The 25,276-nt window shown below is 39.7% G+C and carries 7 protein-coding genes and 1 pseudogene; all 8 read left to right on the plus strand.

The genetic code is table 11. From position 1 onward, the window contains the following. Window positions 1-145 precede the first annotated feature (145 nt). A pseudogene (locus NSP_RS27575) lies at window positions 146-295 on the plus strand (3-isopropylmalate dehydratase); the annotation flags it as partial. Window positions 296-427: 132 nt separating this feature from the next. Next, window positions 428-1,705, plus strand: coding sequence for a 3-isopropylmalate dehydratase large subunit (locus tag NSP_RS21690; RefSeq protein WP_232288162.1), 1,278 nt, complete (start codon window positions 428-430; stop codon window positions 1,703-1,705). A gap of 172 nt (window positions 1,706-1,877) precedes the next feature. Beyond that, on the plus strand, window positions 1,878-2,288 hold the full coding sequence (locus NSP_RS21695) for a hypothetical protein (RefSeq protein ID WP_231859509.1): 411 nt from the start codon (window positions 1,878-1,880) through the stop codon (window positions 2,286-2,288). A gap of 313 nt (window positions 2,289-2,601) precedes the next feature. After that, entirely contained in the window at window positions 2,602-3,024 is a 423-nt protein-coding gene (locus NSP_RS21700; RefSeq protein WP_017804417.1) for a hypothetical protein, read from the plus strand. A gap of 373 nt (window positions 3,025-3,397) precedes the next feature. Next, the gene (locus tag NSP_RS21705; protein WP_006196339.1) at window positions 3,398-9,985 is read left to right on the plus strand and encodes a non-ribosomal peptide synthetase; all 6,588 of its coding nucleotides are present in this window, start codon (window positions 3,398-3,400) and stop codon (window positions 9,983-9,985) included. Window positions 9,986-10,062: 77 nt separating this feature from the next. Then, complete coding sequence (locus NSP_RS21710) at window positions 10,063-13,290, plus strand: non-ribosomal peptide synthetase (protein WP_006196340.1); 3,228 nt, start codon at window positions 10,063-10,065, stop codon at window positions 13,288-13,290. 121 nt (window positions 13,291-13,411) lie between these two features. After that, window positions 13,412-21,088, plus strand: coding sequence for a non-ribosomal peptide synthetase (locus NSP_RS21715; RefSeq protein ID WP_006196341.1), 7,677 nt, complete (start codon window positions 13,412-13,414; stop codon window positions 21,086-21,088). Next, window positions 21,085-25,269, plus strand: coding sequence for a non-ribosomal peptide synthetase (locus tag NSP_RS21720; RefSeq protein ID WP_006196342.1), 4,185 nt, complete (start codon window positions 21,085-21,087; stop codon window positions 25,267-25,269). The genes NSP_RS21715 and NSP_RS21720 overlap by 4 nt, the downstream gene beginning before the upstream one ends. Window positions 25,270-25,276 lie beyond the last annotated feature (7 nt).

Below are 25,276 nucleotides of genomic sequence, written 5' to 3' on the forward strand. Positions count from 1 at the left end.
AGTAACTAAAAAAGTTTTATATTTAGGGGATGATATTAATACTGATGATATTATTCCTGCGAATCGAGCGACAACTTATGATCCTGATATTTTAAAACAATATGCTTTAGAACATTTGATTGGAGTAGGAGAGTTATTAAAATATAATGTAATTGTCGCCGGTGAAAATTTTGGTTGTGGTTCTAGTAGAGAAATTGCGCCTGTAGCCTTGAAAGCTGCGGGAATTGAAAAGATTCAGGCGCGATCATTTGCAGAAATTTTTTATCGCAATAGTATCAATATTGGATTAAATCTAGAAATTTTAGAGGAAAAACAAGAGAATCCTGTAGTTGAGGCGATCGCCCAAGCAGGTGGACTCATACCTTTTAATCAAATGCGTCGTCAGGGAAAAATTACCACTCCTAAAAGTGTAACTCCCCAACGACCCATGACTTTAGTAGAAAAACTGATCGCTAAAGCTTCTGGTAATACTTATGTCCGTCCTGGAGAAGTAGTTTTTGCCCAAGTTGACTTAGCTTTATCCCATGATGCGGTAGCAGGACCTGTAGCCACAACATTTTATAAACACTACGGCAAAGAAGCAAAACTGTGGGATGCTCAACGGGTAGTTTTAGTAGCAGATCACTTTATCCAAGTGAATGACATCCGCAATGATCAAAAAGCCAATGTCATGTATCAAGAAATGATTGACTTTGCCAAAAAACAAGGATGTCATTTATTTGATATAGTTTCTCCCGGTGAAGCTGCTGGTATTTGTCACGTTTTACTACCAGAAAAAGGATTTGTACGCCCAGGAATGATTATTGCTGGTACAGATTCCCATACCTGTACCTACGGGGCATTAGGAGCTTTTTCCGCCGGTGTGGGAACTACAGACATGGCCAATATCTATGCTATGGGGGATATGTGGATTCGTGTTCCCTCAACACTGGTATTCGAGTTATCTGGAACTCTACCCCCCCACATCAGTGCTAAGGATATTATTTTGTTTATCCTGGGACAAATTGGTTGCGCTGGTGCTACAAGCAAAGTAATGGAATTTAGAGGGTCAATACTCGAACAAATGCCTTTTGATGAAAGATTGACTCTTGCTAATATGGCCATTGAGTGTGGTGCAATCTGTGGTTTAATCGTTCCTGATGAAACAACCCGCAATTATGTCAGAAGTCGATCTGATCAAGAATTTGAGGAACTTATAGCCGATCCTGATGCTGAATATGAAAAAGTGTATAAATTTGACATCAGTAATCTAGAACCGCAAATTGCCCGTCCTCCCAAACCGGATCAAGTAGTACCTATTAGTCAGATAGAAGAAACCCCCATTACTAAAGCTTTTATTGGTTCTTGTACAGGAGGTAAATTATACGATTTGGCTCAGGCCGCCGAAGTTTTACAGGATCGCCAAGTGGCAGATGGTGTCAACTTGTTTATTGTTCCTGCTTCCGTAGAAATTCGGGAAAAAGCAGAAGCATTGGGATATATGGACATTTTTGCTCAAGCAGGTGCAAAAATTCTTAAATCAGGTTGTGGTGCTTGTATCAATTCGGGAATTGGGGTTTTAAACAAAGAAGAAACAGGAGTTTATGCAACTAATCGCAATTTTAAAGGACGCAGTGGCGATCCTACAGGTAAAAACTATTTAGCTTCTCCTAGAACTGTAGCTATCTCAGCCGTAAAAGGCAAAATCAGCCACATTCTTGATTAAAAAAATATTGATTAAAAATCAAGTTGCTAAATTCAGGTTGAATAGATTAGAGGGGGTGAATTTTATCTAACTGAGTGTAAATTCTGAGATCTATTTCTTTATCTACAATCACTCCAATTTCATACAAATAAGAAAATTGAAAACAACAATATCAAAATGTTAGGTGATTAAAGTGGATGAAATTGTGAAACAACTTGCAGGTCTAGGTCTTCCGGGAAGTATTCTCTTGATTTTAGCATTCGCATCATCAGGTAGTAATGCGGCTATCGTTGCCGTGCTGACAGCAGCAGGAGGACCATTTGGTATCCTTGGAGGTATAGGTTTACTGGGTCTGACAAAAGTTGTAGGTGATCTCATTGCCAATTATGGCATTGAAGCTATTTTCAAAGCCGTCTATTCAGAACGTGGCAAAACCGAAACTTTGCGATCGCTGTTCTACGAAATTCAAGATTTACCAATTTGCCAAGAACTAAAACTAAAATTGCAAAATCATCTAAAATCAGAAAGTAAAAAATATTTACCATCTTTAAGAACTGTAAATATATCATGCGTAAAAATAGAAAACAGCCATGCTTTAAATTAAAATAAAGTGTTATGTTATTACATATAAAAATCATATTTTAGCTTTCAATTCATCAGCGAATTGTTGGCTATAATACAAATTCTCTTTTTTAGTGTTTCCTGATCAATTATTGAATTGACGAGTTGTATATATTGAGGTTGAATAGGAAAGAGAATGTTAAAAAACTAGTTGAGTTTGCTCTCCAGAGAAATTTATCTTCTCTTAGTCTAGATACTGCAATATCTTCTTGAACTATAGAGACTTCAATCTCATACCACCAAGCAGGTTTTCACTAACAATTAACCAACAATATTAAGGATATTAGGTTATGAACATGGACGAAATCGCAAAAAAACTAGCTGGTCTAGGTCTTCCTGGCATAATTCTTGTAGTTTTAGCAGTTGCATCATCAGGTAGTAATGCTGCTATTGTGGCTGCCCTCACAGCAGCAGGAGGACCATTTGGTATCCTTGGAGGTATAGGTTTACTCGGTCTAGTAGGAGTTGTAGGAGATACAGTAGGTGCTTATGGAATTGAAGCTATTCTCAAAGCAGTTTACTCAGAACGGACTAAAAATGAATCCGTGAGATCACTTGTTAAAGAAATCAATGATTTACCCATTTCCGACGAACTAAAAGCCAAATTAACCACTCACGTAGAATCAGAAACTCATACAGCGACAGAAGCAGAAGTTGCGGGAGAACCAAGGACAGTGGAAATTGTAGATGAAGATGAAGAAGTAGCAGTAGAAGCATAATTTCATGCTTAAATTTGGTGACATTCTCAAACAAATGCCACTAAATTAAGGTCTTTTTAAAATTTCTCCAAATTTCTACTTTTTTCAACTCCAGAACTACCAGGTACACATAATCTCACCAAAATCAGATAGAGATGAGATAAAAAATGGCCTTTGAGTCTGATTACACTAGATGAATCTCTCACAGGCCATTTCTATAACACCATAAAAGTTTGTCATGATTTATTCTAGAAGACCTTACCTAACAATAGATAAATTTTCCTGGAATACAACCTGAAATACAAAAATCAAGCTTAATAAGCTTAACTTAAAAAAAAAGTAAGTATTAATTATTGACCACTTTAGTAAAATTATCAATTTACATACAAAAATCATGGAAGAAATGGTGATTAACTCAAATAATTCTCTGGAGAATTTGCCCGTTTTAACCGAACAGGAAAAACATCAAATATTAGTGGAATGGAATAATACCACAGTAGATTATCCTCAACATTTGTGCATACATGAATTATTTGCAGCACAAGTGGAAAAAACTCCAGATAATATTGCCGTTGTTTTTGATGGGCAGAAACTGACTTATCAAGAGTTAAATCATCAAGCCAATAAAGTAGCTCATTATTTACAATCTTTAGGTGTAGGAACAGAAGTTTTAGTAGGAATTTGTATTGAACGTTCCCTAGAAATTATCGTTGGGTTATTAGGTATTCTTAAAGCAGGTGCAGCTTACCTACCACTAGATCCCACCTATCCCAAAGAGCGGATATCCTTCATGCTGGCAGATTCCCAAGTACAAGTGTTGTTAACCCAGCAGAAGTTTCTAGAAAGCTTTACTGAAAGTGGAGTAAAAACAGTTTGTTTGGATCAAGATTGGGAATTAATCACTCAGCAAAATCCAGAAAATCCTACCAGCAACGTCACAGCAGAAAATCTAGCCTATGTGATTTATACATCCGGTTCTACCGGCACACCCAAGGGAGTCCCTGTACCCCATCGGGCTGTAAATCGCTTAGTATGTAATACCAATTATGTACAGTTTACAACCACTGACCGTACAGCCCAAGCTTCCAATACTTCATTTGATGCAGCCACCTTTGAAATTTGGGGTTCTTTATTACATGGAGCTACCTTAGTCGGTGTTCCTCAAAATGTCCTGCTTTCACCCGTGGATTTTGCAGCATACATCCAAGAACAAAAAATTAACATCTTATTTTTAACCACTGCCTTATTTAATCAACTAGCTAACATTGTTCCCCAGGCATTTAAAGACCTGCGATACTTATTATTTGGCGGTGAAGCTGTAGATCCGAAAACAGTCAGAGCAGTGCTGACACATGGCGCACCACAACAATTGTTGCACGTTTACGGACCAACAGAAAGTACAACATACTCCTGTTTTTATCCAGTAGAAAATGTACCAGAAGGAGCAACAACATTACCCATTGGTCGCCCCATATCTAATACACAAATATATATACTAAACGAGCAACTACAACCTGTTCCCGTAGGTACTCCTGGGGAAATCTATATTGGTGGTGATGGTTTAGCACGAGGCTACCTCAACCGTCCAGAATTAACAGCAGAAAGATTTATTTCTCATCCTTTTCATAATCCAAAATCTAAAATCCAAAATCCAAAATTGTATAAAACGGGGGATTTGGCGCGTTATTTACCAGACGGTAATATTGAGTTTGTGGGGCGAGTTGATAACCAAGTCAAAATTCGCGGTTTCCGTATTGAACTAGGAGAAGTTGAGGCGGCTTTAAGTCAACACCCGGATATACAACAAGCAGTAGTAATTGTTCGTGAAGATATCCCTGGTGATAAACGGTTGGTTGCTTATGTTGTACCTGATCAAAAAGCAGTAACCGCCACAACCTTCAAAAGCTTTCTAGAAGACAAGCTACCTGCTTACATGGTGCCAACAGCTTGGATGCTGCTGGACTTCTTACCCTTGACCCCCAATGGTAAAGTTGATCGTCGTAGTCTGCCCGCCCCCGCTCGGACACGCCCCGATTTAGAAGAAGCTTTTGTTGCACCCCGTAACTCCATTGAAGAACAGTTAGCGACTCTCTGGACTGAGTTATTAGGACTGGATGTAGTGGGAGTCAATGATAACTTTTTTTGTTTGGGTGGTCACTCCCTGATTGTGACGCAAATGATTTCTCGCGCGCGGGAAATGTTCGGGGTAAATATATCTTTTGCTCAAGTATTTGCTAACCCCACCATAGCTGCTGTAGCTGAACTCATTGCCCAAGGTGGTGAAGAAACCCAATGGGAACGCCCCACCATTCAACACATTGCCCATGAAGGACTTGTACCAGTTTCCTTTTCCCAAGAGCGGATTTACTTTGTCCATAAATTAGCACCAGAAAATAGCGCCTACCAATTCCAGGCCACAATGGACATTAGAGGCAAACTGGATTTTGAAGCTCTACAAGGTTCTCTAGATGAGATTGTCAGGCGGCATGAAATCTTCCGTACAACTTATCAAGAGGTGAATGGTAGGCTGTATCAAGTAATTCACCCACATCCAGGAGCCGCTTTGAGAGTCGTTGACCTGCGGGACATTCCTGAACCGGAGCGACAAATAGAGGCACAAAAGTTAGTAGAGGCAGAACTTCTCACACACCTAGACCTAACCCAACTACCCATAGTGCAATGGGCGGTATTTCAGTTGAGCGACCAGGATTATATATTGACCCATGTTGAGCATCACATGGCGCATGATGGCTGGTCATTTAACGTCTTTTTAAGTGAGTTTGTAGCACTGTATGAAGCTTTCTGGGCGGGTAAACCTTCCCCATTATCGGAATTAAGTTACCAGTTTGCTGACTTTGCTACTTGGCAGCGTGAATGGGCGAAAACTCCAGAAGCTCAAGCGCAGTTAGTTTATTGGCAGCAAAAGTTAGCCGGGATTCCGCCGTTGTTGGAATTACCTTACGATCGCCCACGTCCCAAAGAGCAAACCTATAATGGCGAACACGCGCGCAGAGAATTGCCCGTTGATTTGTGCGAATCCCTGAGAGCTTTTAGTCATCAGCAAGGTGCAACCTTATTTATGACGATGTTGGAAGCTTTCATCATCCAGTTGCACCGTTACATTGGCCAAGATGATATTTTTATCGGTTCTGCGGTTGCCAATCGTCGGATGCACCAGATCGAAAAGATTATGGGTATGGTTGTTAACAACTTGGTTTTACGTACCGACGTTTCAGGAAATCCCACAGTGCGGGAATTACTCGACCGGGTGCGCCAAATGACAATGGAAGCTTACGCTAACGAAGATGTACCCTTTGATAAAGTGGTAGAAGCGGTGAAACCGGTTCGCAACCTGAGTCATAATCCGCTATTTCAGGTGATGTTTAGTTTCCATAACTCTGCCAAGCCTTATTTAAAATTCCCTGGCTTTGACTTCATCCTGCATGAACCAGCTAATAACAAATCTGCCAAGTTTGATCTTGATTTCTTAGTTATCCCCCGGTTTGAACAAAGCGTCCAGTACGGTGCGAAAACGGGAGCAAAAGGGATTACCCTGGATTTGGAATATAACAGTGACTTGTTTGATGCTGAAAGCATGGCAGCGATGCTAGAGCAGTATGAACAGGTGTTAATTGAGATGGTAGCGAACCCAGAGCAAAGAATTGGCCAAATACCTCTAATTACCGCATCACAACAAAAACTATTAGGGGAATGGAATCAAACAGACAGGGAAACTACACAGAGCCAGTGTATCCATAAGTTATTTGAACTGCAAGTAGAATTAACACCGGATGCCGTAGCTGTAGAACAGGATGGTAAAAAATTAACTTACCGAGAATTGAGCGATCGCGCTAACAAAATCGCCCACTACCTACAAAGTTTTGGGCAAAGTTTAGGAGTCAAACCCGAAACCTTGGTGGGGATATGTGTTGACCGTTCCCTAGAAATGATTGCTGGTTTATTGGGTATTCTCAAAGCCGGTGGTGCTTACGTTCCCATTGATCCTGCTTATCCCCAAGAACGCATAGCGGAGATGATCGCAGATACCCAACTCGGTATTTTACTCACACAAAATAGATTCCAAGAAAAACTGGTAGGTTATAGCGGACAAACCATTTGTTTAGATACAGATTGGGCAAAAATCGCTACCCAAAGTCCAGCCAACCCGGTTAGTGACGTTCAGCTAAATCACCTGGCATACATTATCTATACCTCCGGTTCTACGGGTAAACCCAAAGGAGTAATGATAGAACATCGCTCATTGTTGAACTTTGTCACCACTGCCATTGATGAGTATGGTATCAATGCTCAAGATCAGGTTCTGCAATTTGCCTCTGTTTGCTTCGATACATCCATAGAAGAAATCTTCCCCTGTCTTGCTGTTGGTGCAACCTTAGTATTACGCACCGAAGAAATGCTCAACTCCAGTGATGATTTTTGGCGGTGTTGTCAAAAATGGCAGTTAACGGTTTTGGACTTACCCACAGCATACTGGCATCAGTTAGTAACAGAACTGCAACCCCAAAACTCTCCTATTCCAGCTAGTTTGAGAACTGTGATTATTGGTGGTGAAGAAGTACAACTAGAAAAAGTGCAACATTGGCATAATTGCACGGCGCATCTTTCCCCAGCACCCCAATTATTTAACACTTACGGACCCACAGAAGCCACGGTAGTCACAACCTTAGAACGCCTCACCCCGGAAAATACTTCTGTGAGCATTGGTAAACCCATTAGTAATGCTCAGGTTTACATTTTAGATCAATATCAGCAAACCGTACCTATAGGAGTTCCCGGAGAACTACACATTGGGGGAGCAGGACTAGCAAGAGGATATTGGCAACGTCCAGAACTCACAGCAGAGAAATTTATTGAGAACACAGAAGGGAATAGATTATACAAAACTGGGGATTTGGTCAAATTCCGCAGAGATGGCAATTTAGAATACCTGGGACGGGTTGATAATCAGGTAAAAATTCGTGGTTTCCGCATTGAGTTGGGAGAAATTGAGACAGTATTAAGACAACATCCCCAAGTATCCCAAGCGGTTGTGATCGCCCATCAAGAAATTACTGGACAAAAGCGACTTGTAGCTTATTTCTTACCCCAAGGACCACAACCAACAATTGACGAGCTGCGACAGTTTCTCAAACAGAAACTACCAAATTACATGATTCCTGCGGCGTTCATGGTGTTAGATAGCATACCCATGACACCAAATCAAAAGGTAGATTATCGGGCTTTACCAACACCTGATTTTTCTCGCAGTGATGAAGATAAATTTGCAGCACCACGCACACTAATAGAAGAAAAATTAGTGGCCATTTGGTCAGAAGTTCTGAGAATAGAAAACGTTGGCATTCACGATAACTATTTTGAATTAGGTGGAGATTCAATTCTCAGTATTCAGCTAGTTTCTAAAGCTAATCAGGCAGGTATCCAAATTGCGGCTAAACAGTTATTTAGGTATCAAACCATTGCTGAGTTAGCGACAGTAGCGGGTATGACTCGCCAAATCAACGCCGAACAAGGTTTAGTAACTGGTAAAGTGGGTTTAACACCGATTCAAAAATGGTTTTTTGAGCAGAAATTACCAGAAATCAATTACTTTAACCAATCAGCATTGTTAGAAATTCCTGCCGATTTGCAACCTGAATTATTGCAAGAAGTGGTACAAAAACTTTTGGTACACCATGATGCTTTGCGAACTGCTTGCAGCATCGCTTCGCTATCGCAATTTGTCCAGGAAGGAGAAAACTGGCAACAAATCCACACCGATGTACAAAAAACTGTACCATTAAGCATCTTTGATTTATCGCACCTGTCAGCAGCAGAACAGGAAACAGCGATAAAAACTAAAGATACAGAATTACAAGCTAGTTTGGATTTAGCAACAGGAAAAATTGCCAAATTTGCATTATTTCAATTAGGCAAAAATCAACCCAGTTGTTTACTCGTCGTCATTCATCACTTAGCAGTTGATGGAGTTTCTTGGCGGATTTTATTGGAAGATTTAGCAACAGCTTACCAACAAATAAGCCGGGGTCAGGCGATAAAATTACCAGAGAAAACAACATCTTGGAAATATTGGAGCGATCGCTTAACAGAATACGCTCAAACCCAAGCTGTGAAAGAGTTAGATTACTGGGTAAATCAATCTAATATTGCCACAAAAACATTACCAGTAGACTATCCTGGGGTTGCAGAAAATAACACCCTAGCCTCAACTGCATCTGTGTCATTGGCGTTAAATGAAGAACAAACCCGCGCCCTATTACAAGATGTACCTGCTGCCTACAATACCCGGATTAATGATGTACTATTGACAGCCTTAGTCCAGAGTTTTGCCCAGTGGACAGGAGAAAATTCCTTACTAATAGATTTAGAAGGACATGGACGGGAAGACTTATTTGAAGATGTAGATTTATCCCGCACTGTAGGTTGGTTTACAACATTATTTCCTGTGGGTTTAGAACTCAAAGAAAACCAACTAGGGGAGGCTTTAAAATCAGTCAAAGAACAACTGAGAAGCATTCCCAACCGGGGAATAGGTTATGGTGTATTGCGATATTTAAATGCAGACACTAGCATCCGCGAAAAATTAGCTTCCTTCCCATCAGCGCAAATTAGTTTTAACTACCTGGGACAATTTGATCAAGTGCTGAAAGCATCATCAGTTTTAGGTGAAGCTAAAGAATTTAAATCAGAACAAAGTTCATTAAATCGTCGTAGTCACCTATTAGGAATTAGCGGTTTTATTCGGGCTGGAAAACTAGAAATGACTTGGGCGTATAGTGATAAAATTCACAAGCGGGACACTATAGAAAGGTTAGCTTCAGGATTTATGGAAGCATTAACCAACCTCATAAATCACTGTCAATCAAAAGACGATCAAAGCTATACCCCGTCTGATTTTTCTGCTGCTAAACTCAATCAAAAACAGCTAGATAAATTCCTAGCCAAAATGAACAAGAAGAAATAAACAGGTAATTGGTAATTGCTTAATTCTTCCCCAGTTACCAGTCACCAGTCCCCAATCACTAACTCAGAGGTAATTTCATGCAAAGTATCGAAGACCTTTATGAACTTTCACCCATGCAACAAGGGATGTTGTTTCATACCCTTTATGCACCAGAATCAGAAGTTTATTTTGAACAGTTACTTTGCATTCTTTCTGGAGAATTGAATTTTCCCGCTTTCCAAAAAGCTTGGGAACAAGTTGTAGCTAGACATTCAATATTACGCAGTTCTTTCTTTTGGGAAGAAATAGAAAAACCCTTGCAAATGGTAAGTAAGCAAGTGGATCTTCCCTGGGAAAAAATGGATTGGCGACATTTAACAAGTGATGAACAACAAAAGAATTTAGATAATTTTTTGGTGAGCGATCGCTACAAGGGATTTGAACTCAATCAAGTTCCTTTAATGCGTTTTACTATCATTCAATTAACTGAGAACACCTACCAATTTATTTGGAGTCACCATCATCTTCTTTTTGATGGTTGGTCAATGCAAATCATTCTCAAAGAAGTTTTCGCTTTGTATGAAGCAAATCAACGAGGTGAACATTTAAGATTGTCACCAGTTCGACCTTATAAAGAATATATTGAATGGTTACAACAACAGGATATTGAAAAAGCTAAACAATTTTGGCAACAAACATTAAAAGGTTTTGAAACACCTACCTTAATAGGTAACAGGGAACAGAGAACAGGTAACAGCAGCAAAGGAATATATCAAGAAAAACGTTTTCAATTATCTCAAACGATAACTGAAAAATTGCAAGCTGCGGCACGACAACATCATTTAACATTAAATAATTTAGTCCAGGGAGCATGGGGTTTATTAATTTCCCGCTACAGTGGCGAAAAGGATGTAGTTTTTGGTGCAACTGTATCCGGTCGTCAACCTGTAATAGAAAACATAGAATCAATGGTGGGATTATTAATTAACACCATTCCCACCCTTGTAAAAATTGATAATCAAAAAGAAATATTATCTTGGCTGCAAGAATTACAAACTCAAGCCGTAGAACAAGAACAATATAGTTATTTTCCCCTGGCAGAAATTCAACAATTCAGTGATATTCTTCCAGGAATGCCATTATTTGAAAGTCTGTTAGTCTTTGAAAATTATCCTGTAGATTCCAGTAAACAAGATACACAAAAAACCTTAGAAATTAGTCATCTGAGTTGTTTTGAAAGAACAAACTATCCATTAACCATAGTGATTAATCCTGGTTCACAATTAGGAGGTAGATTTGTTTATGATACTAGCTGCTTTGATGAACCAAGAATTAGCCGCATAATTGGACATTTCCAAACATTGCTCACAAGTTTTTCTGAAAACTTACAACAAAATATTTCACAAATATCTTTACTTAGTGCAGAAGAAGAACAAGAATTAATACTTTTAGAGAATCATCAAAATCAAGACAATATTAATTATCAATGTGTTCATATTTTATTTGAAAAACAAGTACAGAAAACACCTGATAAGATTGCAGTTGTTTACAAACAAGAACATTTAACTTATCGGCAATTAAATAACCGTGCTAATCAATTAGCAAATTATTTAAAATCATTAGGAGTTAAACCAGAAACGACGGTAGGAATTTGTGTTGAGCGTTCCTTAGAAATGGTAGTCGGAATACTCGCTATTCTTAAAGCTGGAGGAGCTTATGTATCATTAGATCCAGCTTATCCTAGAGAAAGATTAGCTTTCATGCTGGAAGACGTACAAACACCTATTGTCCTAACACAAACTCATTTACAAAATATACTCCCACTCAATCATCAAACTGTGGTAAATCTTGATATAGATAGGGAAATTATCGCCCAATATCCACAAGACAATTTACCTAATGAAGTTAATGCAGAAAATTTAGCTTTTATAATTTACACTTCTGGCACAACGGGAACACCAAAGGGAACGGAAATTCTGCATCGTAGCATTATTGGTTTGATGTTGGGGGTTGATTACATTCACTTTGATGCGGAACAAATTTTTCTCCAACATTCATCAAATTCCTGGGATATGTTAGCCTGGGAACTTTGGACACCCTTAATTTATGGTGGACGTTGTGTACTTTATCCAGAAAAAATTCCCACACCAGAAGGCTTAAGCCAGATTATTAAAGAACAAGGAGTTAACATCCTATTTCTGACTACAGCATTATTCAATCTCATGATTGATACAATGGCTGAAGGGTTGTTAGAAATTAAACAACTGATGTTTGGGGGAGAGTCCGTTTCTGTACCTCATGTTCGTCGTGCTTTAGAACTATTGCCGGGAACAAAAATACTTCATGGCTATGGACCATGTGAATGTACAGTCATTACCTCTTGTTACACAGTTCCTCAACAACTACCTGAAAATATTAATTCTATTCCCATTGGGAAACCCATTGGAGACAGAACAGTTTATATATTAGATAATAATTTACAGAGAGTTCCTATTGGTGTGATAGGTGAATTATATGTAGGTGGCGCGAGTGTTGCTAGAGGTTACTCAAATCAGCCAAAACTAACCAGAGAAAAATTTATTCCTAATCCTTTCATTGAGGGAGATATACTTTACAAAACTGGTGATTTAGTTCGTCGTTTACCTGATGGGAATTTAGAATTTATCGGACGAATTGACAACCAAGTTAAAATTCGCGGGTTTAGAATTGAATTAGCAGAAATTGAAGCCGTTTTAATTCAATATCCTGATATTAAACAAGCAGTAGTAATGGCGCGGGAAGATGAACCAGGTCAGAAATTATTAGTAGCTTATTTAGTAGCACAGAATAATGTACTAACTCCCAGCAGTTTGAGAAACTTCCTCAAATCAAAACTGCCAGATTACATGATTCCTGCTGCTTTTGTATTTTTAGAAAATTTACCCCTAACTCCTAACGGTAAAATCAATCGCCGTGCTTTGCCAATTCCCGATCATACACAAAGAAATTTAGAAATTGATTTTGTTCCACCTAGCACCGATACAGAAAAAGAATTAGCAGATATTTGGACAGAAGTTCTGAAATTAAAACAAGTGGGAATTAACGATAACTTTTTTGAACTAGGAGGACATTCCTTACTTGCTACTCAAGCTATTTCTCGTTTAAGAGAAGTTTTTTCTCTAGATTTTCCTCTGCGTTATTTATTTGAAAATCCAACTATTGCTGAACTTGCCCAGAAAGTTATTGAACAACAAATTGAGCAAGCTGAAAATGATGAACTAGCCAGGATTTTAGCAGAAGTAGATCAATTATCAGAAGAGGAGGTAACACAACAATTACTTTTATAAAAATTTTTCAAACGTATTTTGATAGAGAAATCACTATAAATTAATGAAAGATTACCTCTCTTAATCTCTGTGTTCTCTGTGTCTCTGTGGTTAGATAAAAAATAAATTTCACAAAAATATTATGAGCGATTTACTAAAACGTCTTGAAAACCTATCACCAGAAAAACGAGAATTAGTTTTACAAAAACTAAAAAAGCAACAACAAACCCCACTCCTCAAACCAGTATCACGGGAAAACCCCCTTCCCCTATCCTTTGCACAACAAAGATTGTGGTTTCTTGACCAACTAGAAGGCGAAAATTGTGTTTATAATGTCTCGTTTTTCTGGCAAATTAACGGATTTCTGAATATCAGTGCTTTAGAAAAAGCGATCGCAGAAATTGTCCAACGTCATGAGGTCATACGTACTAGCTTCAGTGTTGTTGATGAGTCGCCGATACAGGTAATTAATGCTCATCCGCAACTGAAGATGCAAGTATTAGATTGGCGACAATTGACAGCAGAAGACCAATTAAGCAAGACGCAGCATTTAGCGAAAGAAGAATTACAACAGCCATTTGATTTATCAAACCCTCCTTTATTGCGGGTAAAATTGTTACAACTGGCTGATAAATCCCATCTGCTGTTGCTGGTTATCCATCATATTGTTTGTGATGGCTGGTCAATGGACATTTTTCGTCGGGAATTGTTTACTCTTTATACCGCTTTCTGTGCTGAAGAAACATCTCCTTTACCGTCATTATCGCTACAATATGCCGATTTTGCCCATTGGCAAAGACAATGGTTACAGGGAGAGGTACTGCAAAATCAACTCAATTACTGGCAAAAACAATTAGCTGATGTTCCACCTTTATTAGAATTACCCACAGATCAACCACGTCCATCAGTGCAAAGCTTCAAGGGACGTAGTGAGTTTTTACAACTTGATCTGGATTTAATACAGAAATTAAAACGTTTAAGTCAGGAGTCAGGGACTACCCTGTTTATGACTTTACTGACAGCTTTCACACTGTTATTGTCGCGCTACAGTGGACAAGATGATATTGTTGTTGGTTCGGCGATCGCTAATCGCAACCGTCGTGAAACTGAATCACTAATTGGCTTTTTTGTTAATACTTTAGCTTTGCGTACCAACTTACAAGGAAATCCCACTTTCTTAGAATTACTGGAACGAGTGAAGCAAGTAACTCTGGATGCTTATGATCATCAAGATTTACCCTTTGAAAAACTGATTGATGAATTAGGCTTAGAGCGATCGCTTTCTCATCATCCCCTGTTTCAAGTTGCTTTTAGCTTGCAAAGTGGAAATCAAGAAAAATTAGAAATTCCTGGATTAACTTGGACTCGTTTTGAGTGGGAAAACACCACAACGCTGTTTGATTTGTCCCTAATTTTCCGTGAAACATCCCAAGGTTTAACAGGAGAATGGGAATATGCAACCGATTTATTTGAGGCTCAAACTATCCAACGAATGACAGGACATCTTCAAGTTCTGCTCAAGGGAATTGTTGATAATCCGAACCAACGAATCAATACTCTATCCTTGCTGACAGAGGATGAATTTCAGCAACTACAAATTTGGAATCAAACTCAAACAGAATATCTCCACAATCAAACTTTAGTTGACTTATTTGAAACACAAGTTGCTAAAAATCCTCATAATATCGCTGTAGTTTTTGAGTCTCAACAGCTAACTTATCAACAATTGAATCAAAAAGCCAATCAATTAGCTCATTATTTAATTGAAAATTTTCAAATTCAGCCAGACACCTTAATTGGTATCTCTGTTGAACGCTCTTTAGAAATGATTATTGGTGTCCTTGGGATTACTAAAGCCGGTGGTGCTTATGTACCGATTGACCCCAATTATCCCCCGGAACGGATTCGCTTCATGTTAGAAGATTCAGGGATATCGGTTTTATTAACCCAAAGTTTTCTCCAAGAAAAATTACCTATAAGTGAACTAAAACACCAAATCATTTGTTTAGATGAAGAAGCTTTTACTGAACAATTAATAGATAATCCCAATCCTAAAAGTACACCTGACAATTTAGCTTATGTCATTTATACTTCTGGTTCAACAGGACAACCTAAAGGGGTGATGATTGAACATAAAGCAATTGTCAATTTAGCTTTAGCCTGGACTGAAACTTTTCAAGTTCAACACCACAGCCGTTGGATTCAGTTTGGTTCTTTTAGTTTCGATTTGTCTATTGGTGAAATTGCCACTACTCTGTCTGCCGGTGCTTGTTTATATCTAGCCCAGAAAGAAACTCTGTTACCTAGTCAAGCCTTGGTGGACTTGTTAGCTGAACACAAAATTTCCCATTTTGCATTACCTCCTTCCGCCTTAGCTGTATTACCTCAAGCGACCTTACCTGATTTGCAAGCCTTAATCATTGGTGGTGAAGCTTGTGCAGCAGAATTGGTAGAACAGTGGGGAACAACAAGAAGTTTCTTCAACTGCTATGGTCCGACGGAATCAACGGTTATTGCCAGTATATTTCGTTGTGAACCGAATGGGAAAAAGCCCTCCATTGGTCAACCTATAGCTAACAACAGTATTTACATTTTAGATCCTCACAATCAACCATTACCTCCTGGCATTCCTGGGGAATTGTGTATTGCGGGAGTAGGTTTAGCACGGGGTTATCTCAACCGTCCTGAAACTACGTCCGAAAAATTTATGGAAATTGATTTATTCGGTAAAGTTGAGCGCATTTATAAAACTGGTGATTTAGCCAGATGGTGTGCTGACGGCAATTTAGAATACCTGGGGCGCATTGATGAGCAGGTTAAATTACGGGGCTTTAGAATTGAACTTGGTGAAATTGAATCGCTTTTATTACAACATTCATTAGTTAAAGAAGCTGTTGTAATTCTATATGAAACTGATAGTAATCCTCGGTTAGTAGCTTATGTCACGCAGGCAGAAAAATCAGTCACTTTAGGGATTGAAATTAAAGAGTATCTGAAAAATCGCTTACCCAATTATATGATTCCTAGCCAGATTATGGTTCTGGAACAATTACCTTTAACTGCTAACGGTAAACTAGATCGCCGAGGATTACCAGCACCAAATACAGCCGCTGCCAGTGATTTGGAAATACCAGTAACTCCCACAGAAGAAATACTGGCTAGTTTATGGCAAGGGTTATTAAAAATTCAGTCTGTTGGTCGCTCTGACAACTTCTTTGAACTGGGAGGACATTCCCTGTTAGCAACTCAATTAATTGCTCGAATTCGTGATAGTTTTGGGGTAGAATTGCCTGTCCGCAAAGTATTTGAGCAAAGCATTTTGTCTGAGTTGGCGCGGGAAATTAACAAAGCTTCTGCGAGTGTTGCCTTACCTCCTATCCTACCCCAGTCAGAAAATCAACCTAAAACTCTTTCCTTTGCCCAATCAAGACTTTGGTTTATCGCTCAACTGGAAGGAAAAGGAACTTCTGCTACTTATAATATGCCGGTCGCATTTCAATTGGACGGCAACCTCAATGTAGAGGCTCTGAGGCAGAGTTTAACTTATTTGCTAGAACGGCATACAAGTTTACGCACTTATTTCCCTGCCTTGGAGGGAGAACCACAAGTAGTAGTTAAAAATATAGAAGATATAGAAGTATTAGAAATTGCCAACTTACAGGGACTCAATCCCCAAACGCAAGCGGAAACTGTACAAAGGTTAGCCGATAACCATGCTCAAGAACCCTTTGACTTAAATACTGGTCCTCTGTTCACAGCTAAACTACTGCAACTGGGACAACATCAACATTTCCTGCTGATTAATATGCACCACATTATCAGCGATGGTTGGTCTATGGGTGTGTTTAAACGAGAATGGGAAAAGGCTTATACTGCTTATGCTGCGGATTCTGCTCCGAACTTGTCACTCATGCCGATTCAGTATAGTGATTATGCAGCTTGGCAACGTAGTTGGTTACAAGGGGAAATTTTAGCAAGCCAGGAAAATTATTGGAAACAACAACTAGGTGATGCGCCCCGTGTGCTGGAATTACCTACTGATCATCCCCGGCCAGCACAACAAAGTTATCAAGGTGAACACGAGGAATATTGTTTAAGCAAGGAACTGACACAAAAACTCAAAATCGTGAGTCAACAAAACGGGGTGAGTTTGTTTATGACCCTGTTGACAGCTTTGAGTATCTTACTATCTCGTTACAGCCGCCAAGAAGACTTATGTATCGGGAGTGCGATCGCTAATCGCACCCATAGCTACACAGAAGGGTTAATCGGCTTTTTTGTCAATACCTTAGTATTGCGGAGCAAAATCAAGCCAGAGCAAAGCTTTAGTGAGTTACTGCAACAAACTCGTCAAACTTGCTTAGATGCTTATGCTCATCAAGACATTCCCTTTGAGTATCTGGTAGAAAAACTACAACCAGAGCGCAGCCTCAGCCGTAATCCCCTCTGTCAAGTGATGATAGCCTTGCAAAACACCGAAGGCGCAGGGACGAATGTTAGTTTACCAGGGCTTGATATTCAATCCTTCGAGCAAAGTTTCCCATTTGCTAAGTTTGACCTGGGACTAGATATTCGGGAAAATAACAACCAATTAAACTGTGTGTGGGAATATGCCACCGACTTATTTGAAGCAGACACAATTAAGCGGATAGCGAGACACTTTGAAGTCTTGCTGACAGCAATTACCCAAAATCCCCAACAGCCTATCAGTACGCTGCCATTAATCACAACAGCAGAAATCCAACAATTGCAAGCTGGGAATCAAACTGACACCGATTACCCTCAAGACCAAACACTGGTGACTTTGTTTGAACAACAAGCAGCAAAAACCCCTGATAATATTGCATTAGTGTTTGCAGACCGCAGCCTGACTTATCAACAACTGAATCAAAAAGCTAATCAACTAGCTCATTATCTCATTCAAAATTTCCAAATTCAGCCAGACACATTAATTGGTATCTGTGTGGAACGGTCATTGGAAATGATTATTGGTCTACTCGGTATCCTCAAAGCCGGTGGAGCTTATGTACCGATTGATCCCAATTATCCCCAAGAACGGATTGGGTTCATGTTAGCAGATTGTGGGACATCGGTATTATTAACCCAAACTTCCCTCAAACACCAATTACCGACAACTCAACTAGAACATCCACCTCAAGTAATTTGTTTGGATGAGGAAACTTTCAGTTCGCAGTTAACCAATAATCCCAGTTCCCAAAGTACGCCTGATAATTTAGCTTATGTCATCTACACCTCTGGTTCGACAGGACAACCTAAAGGGGTAATGATTGAACATCGCGCCATTGTCAATTTAAGTTTGGTTTGGGCGCAGACTTTTCAAGTTAAAAACCACAGCCGTTTACTTCAGTTTGGTTCTTTTAGTTTTGATTTGTCCATTGGTGAAATTGCTACTAGTTTGATCACGGGCGCTTGCTTGTGTTTGGGCGATCAAGAAACTTTGTTACCTAGTCAAAGCCTAGTTGACTTTTTAACTGAACACAAAATTACTCACAGTTTTCTTTCTCCTTCAGCTTTATCTGTCTTACCAAAAGTGAGTTTACCGGATTTGCAATGCCTCAGCGTTGGTGGAGAGGCTTGTACTGCTGAATTAGTTAGCCAATGGGGAACAGAACAAAGCTTATATAATTGCTACGGTCCGACAGAAACCACCGTGACTGCGGCCTTAGCTCTTTGTCAACCCAATGGCAAAAAACCGCCTATCGGTAAACCATTATCTAATCTTCGCATCTATATTTTAGATACCGACTATCAACCATTACCCCCTGGTATTCCTGGTGAGTTGTGTATTGCTGGTGTTGGTTTAGCCAGAGGTTATCTCAACCGTCCTGAATTAACCGCCGAAAAGTTCATTGAAATTGAGTTATTCGGTAAAGTTGAGCGAATTTATAAAACAGGTGATTTAGCGCGTTGGCTACCTGACGGCAATTTAGAATACTTAGGTCGGATCGATCATCAGGTCAAACTGCGTGGTTTTCGGATTGAATTAAGTGAAATTGAAGCCTCATTACTCAAACATCCAAAAATTCAGGAAGCAGTTGTCATTGTTAGGGAAGAAACTGACCTTGATAAACGTCTGGTAGGTTATATTGTCCCAACAGCAACAGAAGATAGCACAAACCCAGATGAATTGGTGGAATTGTGGGAACACCTGTTTAATGATAACTACTCTGGGCAACAAACCCCAACCGATGACCCAACCCTGAATATAGTTGGTTGGAATGATAGCTACACAGCACAACCCATTCCCCCAGCAGCAATGCAAGAATGGCGAGATACAACCGTTGATAGAATTCTGGAACTTCGACCCGAAAGAGTTTGGGAAATCGGTTGCGGTTCAGGGATGTTATTATTTAAAGTCGCACCCCATTGTCAGCATTATTTCGGTACAGATTTTGCTCCAGAGGCTTTGCAGTACATAGCACAACATCTAGAACAGCAGTCTCTCCAGGAGAAAGTTACCTTAAAAACTAGTGCAGCCCACCAGTTTGATGGTATTGAAACCAATGCTTATGACTTGGTAATCATCAATTCTGTGATTCAGTATTTTCCTTCTTTGGATTACTTGTTGTCAGTCATCGAAGGGGCGATCAAAACTGTAAGTAATCAGGGAAAAATCTTCATGGGAGATGTGCGAAATCTCCATTTATTGGAGGCTTTCCATACCGCAGTTGAGTTTTATCGTGCTGCTGATGATTTATCAATTCAGGATTTACGCCAACAGATTCAAAAAAGCATTCGCACCGAAGAAGAATTACTGATTGACCCTGATTTCTTTATCGCCCTCAAACAAAGATTTCCTCGGATTAGTCATGTACAAATTCAATTGAAACGGGGCTACAGTCATACGGAAATGAGTCGTTTTCGTTATGACGTTGTTTTACATTTAGATCAGGTAGATACTCCCCTGACACAACCTGAATGGTTAGATTGGCAAGAGCATCAGTTGAATCGGGAAACAATCGAGAGAATTTTAATAACCGAGCAACCAGATTTACTAGGCATTAAAGATATTCCTAATGCGCGTCTAACCTCAGAAATGGCATTGTTAGAACAAATTCCTCAATTAGATGGTACTGTTACAGATTTAAAAGCGGCAATTGCCCAAGCCACATCAGGGATAGAACCCGAAGCATTCCGAACTTTAGCACCAGATTTGCCCTATACGGCTTTTATTCAATATAGCTCTACAGGATTTTCTGGTTACGATGTTGTTTTTCAACGGAATATCCCCGAAGAGGTGACAACACCACGATTTGCGACCAAAGGTAATTGGCGGTTGAAACCTTGGCAACATTACGCCAACCAACCTTTGCAATATCGTACCAATCAAGTTGATCCAGCTTTATTAGCAGAATGGCGGGATTTTCTGGGCAAAACTCTGCCTGATTATATGATTCCCAGCCATTTTGTTGTTTTGGAAAAACTACCACTGACACCAAATGGTAAAGTAGACCGCAAAGCTTTACCTGCAACCGATACAGCAGTTGCAGCCACAGACATTGAATTACCTGTAACAGGGACAGAAAAATTGCTGGCTCAACTATGGGCAAAGTTACTGAAATATGAAGCGATTTCCAGACAAGATAACTTCTTCAACTTAGGAGGACATTCTTTATTAGCTACCCAACTGTGCTACCGCATCCGCGACACTTTCAAAGTAGAGATTCCACTGCGTCAAGTATTTGAGTCTCCCACTCTCATTGACTTAGCAAATTATATAGATAGCTGCATTTGGGTTAATTCCACAACCACAGATATACAACCTTTAAACTCAGATGAAGAGGAAATTGAACTATGACTATAACACAAAATCAGCAAGTAGTTTCTTTAATGCTTCGTTTGCAGAACATGGGCTGCCGAATTTGGGCTGAAGATGATAAGTTACGGATTCGTACTAGCAAAAACGCCCTCACTGCCGAACTCAAGCAGGAAATTCAACATAACAAAGCAGATATTCTCGCTTTTTTGAAAGCTGCTAAGACACAAGCTGTTTCCGCAGAAGAAATTCCGGCTTTAAGTCCTGACTCTCCCAAGCTTCTTTCCTTTGCTCAACAACGCCTCTGGCTATTAGCACAACTGCAAGGGTCATCAGCCGCTTACAATATGCCGATTGCTTTACAACTGAACGGCAATCTGAATATTGATGCCCTGCACTCTAGTTTGGCTTATCTGCTCAATCGGCACGAGAGTCTCAGGATGTATTTTCCCACAGTGGCAGGAGAACCCCAAATTGCATTTCTTAATTTAGACGAAATCGAAGTTTTAACTGTACAAGACTGCCGGGAAGAAGCAGGGGAGAAATTTTTACAATGCCCAAATATCCAAGATTTAATTGATGCTCATGCACAAGAACACTTTGACTTAAATATTGGACTTTTGTTTAAAGCCAAACTGCTGCAATTACAGGATCAGAAATCTGTGTTGGTGATTAATATGCACCATATTATCAGTGATGGCTGGTCAATGGGGGTATTTGTGCGGGAGTTACGGCAAGCTTATACAGCTTATTCTCAAGGTCAGACCCCAAACCTTTCTCCCTTACATATTCAATACAGCGACTATGCAACTTGGCAACGCAACTGGTTACAAGGGGAGGTATTAGAAAACCAGATTAATTACTGGAAACATCAACTTAACGATGCTTCCCCATTACTGGAATTACCTACCGATTATCCCCGTCCAGCACAAAAAAGCTACCAAGGCGATCGCTATCTCTACTCTCTCTCTCCAGAATTAAGTGCCGCTGTTAATGCTTTTAGCCAACAACAAGGCGTAAGTCTATTTATGACTTTGTTGGCTACTTTAAGTATTTTGCTGTCTCGTTACAGTCGCCAAGAGGATCTCTGTATTGGTTCTCCCATAGCCAACCGCACCCATAGCCAAACTGAAGCATTGATTGGCTTTTTTGTCAATACATTGGTTATGCGTCAGCAAATTAAACCAGAGCAAAGTTTTATCGAGTTCCTGCAACAAACTCGCCAAACTTGTTTAGATGCTTACGCTCATCAAGATATCCCCTTTGAGGTTCTGGTAGAAAAGTTACAACCAGAACGCAGCATGAGTTATAACCCTTTATTCCAGGTAATGTTTGCGCTGGAGAATAATGAAAGTCCAGATTTGAGTTTACCAGGATTAGAGATTCAATGGCTGGGAGTCAAGGGTGCGATCGCTAAGTTTGACTTAACACTGCTGGTGATGGAATATGACAACCAGTTAAATTGCTCTTGGGAATACGCTACCGACTTATTTGAAAAGAGTAGTATCCAACGGATGGCGGAACAGTTTGAAGTTCTTCTGAAGGGAATTATTGACAATCCGAACCAAGCGATTAATACTCTTCCTTTGATGACAGCAGCCGAACTCCTACAACTCCAACGCTGGAATCAAAATCAAGCCGATTATCCTGAAGATCAAACTTTAGTTGACTTATTTGAACAACAAGTTGAAAAAAATCCTGATCATATCGCTTTAGTCTTTGAATCTCAACAGCTAACTTATCAACAACTAAATCAAAAAGCGAACCAACTAGCTCATTATTTAATTCAAAATTACCCGATTCAGCCAGACACTTTAGTGGGTATCTGTGTTGAACGGTCTTTAGAAATGATTATTGGTGTACTCGGTGTCCTTAAAGCTGGTGGTGCTTATGTACCGATTGACCCTAATTATCCCCAAGAACGAATTAAGTTCTTGTTAGAAGATTCTGGGGTATCAGTATTATTAACCCAAAGTTTTATATTAGAGCAATTGCCCATCACAGAACAGAAATACCAAGCCATTTGTTTAGATAAAGAAGCTTTTGCTGAAGAATTAACTGATAATCCCAGTCCCAAAATTACGCCTGAGAATTTAGCTTATGTGATCTATACTTCTGGTTCGACGGGACGACCTAAGGGGGTAATGATTGAACATGGAGGACTGGTCAATCTGACTTTGGCAGTTAATCAAGTTTTGCAAATTCAGCCCCAAAGCCGGTTGCTTCAGTTTGCTTCTTTCAGTTTTGATGTTTCAATTTGGGAATTTGCTCCTGTCCTTGCTGCGGGAGCTTGTTTGTATCTTGCTAAAAAAGAAACCTTATTACCCAATCAAGACTTAGTAAACTTTTTAACGAATCATAAAATTTCCCACGCAACCTTACCTCCTTCAGTCTTATCCCTACTACCCCAAGCACCCTTCCCGGATTGGCAAATCATCATTGCTACAGGTGAAGCTTGCCCAACAGAATTAGTGACCCGCTGGGCAAAGGGAAGGCAGTTTTTTAATGCCTACGGTCCCACAGAATCTACGATTTGTACAAGTATTGCTCTTTGTCAACCCAATGGCAAAAAACCGCCCATTGGTAAACCTTGGCCTAATATCCAAATCTATATTTTAGATGCTCATCATCAACCGTTACCCCCAGGAATACCAGGAGAATTGTGTATTGCCGGAGTTGGTTTAGCACGGGGTTATCTCAATCGTCCTGAATTAACCGCCGAAAAGTTTATTGAAGTGGAATTATTCGGTAAAGTTAAGCGAATTTACAAAACAGGTGATTTAGCAAGATGGGGTATTGATGGCAACCTGGAATACCTGGGGCGCATTGACGAGCAAGTTAAATTACGGGGATTTAGAATTGAACTCGGTGAAATTGAATCACAATTATTACAACATCCATCAGTTAAAGAAGCTGTTGTAATTTTATATAAAACTGAGAGCAACCAAAGTTTAATTGCTTATGTAACGGGAATTACCCATGATTTATGTCCTGAATTAAGAAATCATCTCAAATCCCGTTTACCCGATTACATGATTCCTGCTCAGATCATGGTATTGGATAAGTTGCCTTTAACTCCTAATGGCAAAATTAATCGTAAAGCTTTACCTGCTCCTAATGTTGGGGTTGAAGGCTTATATGTAGCCCCACGCAACGAAGTTGAACAACAACTAGAGCAATTATGGTCTGCTGTACTCGAACGTCAAAAGATTGGAATTCATGATAACTTTTTCGACTTAGGTGGCCATTCTTTATTGGCGATCAAATTGCTCAATAATATTCAACAGGAGTTCGGGCAACAACTTGCCTTAAGCAGTCTATTTCAGAATCCTACTATTGCTCAATTAGCAGAAGCACTCTGTAATACTGAGGTACAACAGTCCCATCCCGATTTGCTGTCACTCCAACCCCAAGGAGATGCAACTCCTCTATTTTGTCTACCTGGAGCAAACGGACACGGCTTCTATTTTCAAGATTTGGCTATCAATTTAGGACAGCATCCAGTTTATAGCTTGGAAACTCCAGGGAGAGACGGACTGAGCAAAGTTCCAGATTCAGTAGAGCGTCATGCAAATCAACTAATTGAGTTATTACATCAGCAGCCAGCCAAAAGTCCATACATACTTGCAGGATACTCATCAGGTTGTGCTGTTGCTTTTGAAATGGTTTCCCAACTGGAACAGCAAGGTGAAAAGGTAGGATTACTAGCTATCTTGGACGCTGGATTAGTTTCTCACCCTGAATATTTAACTGATAGAGCAGAGATTGATTGGATTTGGCAATTACTCCAACGGATTGAAGCTTTAAAAGGAGTTTCTTTAGGTTTAGAATACGCTGATTTAGCTGCTCAATGCGATGATCAAGCCCGTTGGGATTTGGCAGCAGAGTATTTATACAAATACAATGTCCTACCGGAACACTCAAGCCTTTCTTTACTCAAAACCAATATACAAGTGATGAAAGTGCTAACGCACAATTACGTAAATTATCAGCCTTCTCATCGAATTTCTGCACCGATTGTTTTATTCCGCGCTCAAGAAGTGCATGAAATTGTTTTGCAAGAACTCCGAGCTATTTCTGATTACGATTTACCGGATTGGGGATGGCAAGCATACACCCAAAATCCTGTCAAGGTGATATCTATATCTGGAAACCACGGTCGAATGTTTTATGAACCAAATGTAAAAATCTTAGCCTCGCAATTACGGATGATGATGACTTAACCTGTCG

It is taken from the genome of Nodularia spumigena CCY9414 (genome assembly GCF_000340565.2).
GTDB lineage: Bacteria > Cyanobacteriota > Cyanobacteriia > Cyanobacteriales > Nostocaceae > Nodularia > Nodularia spumigena.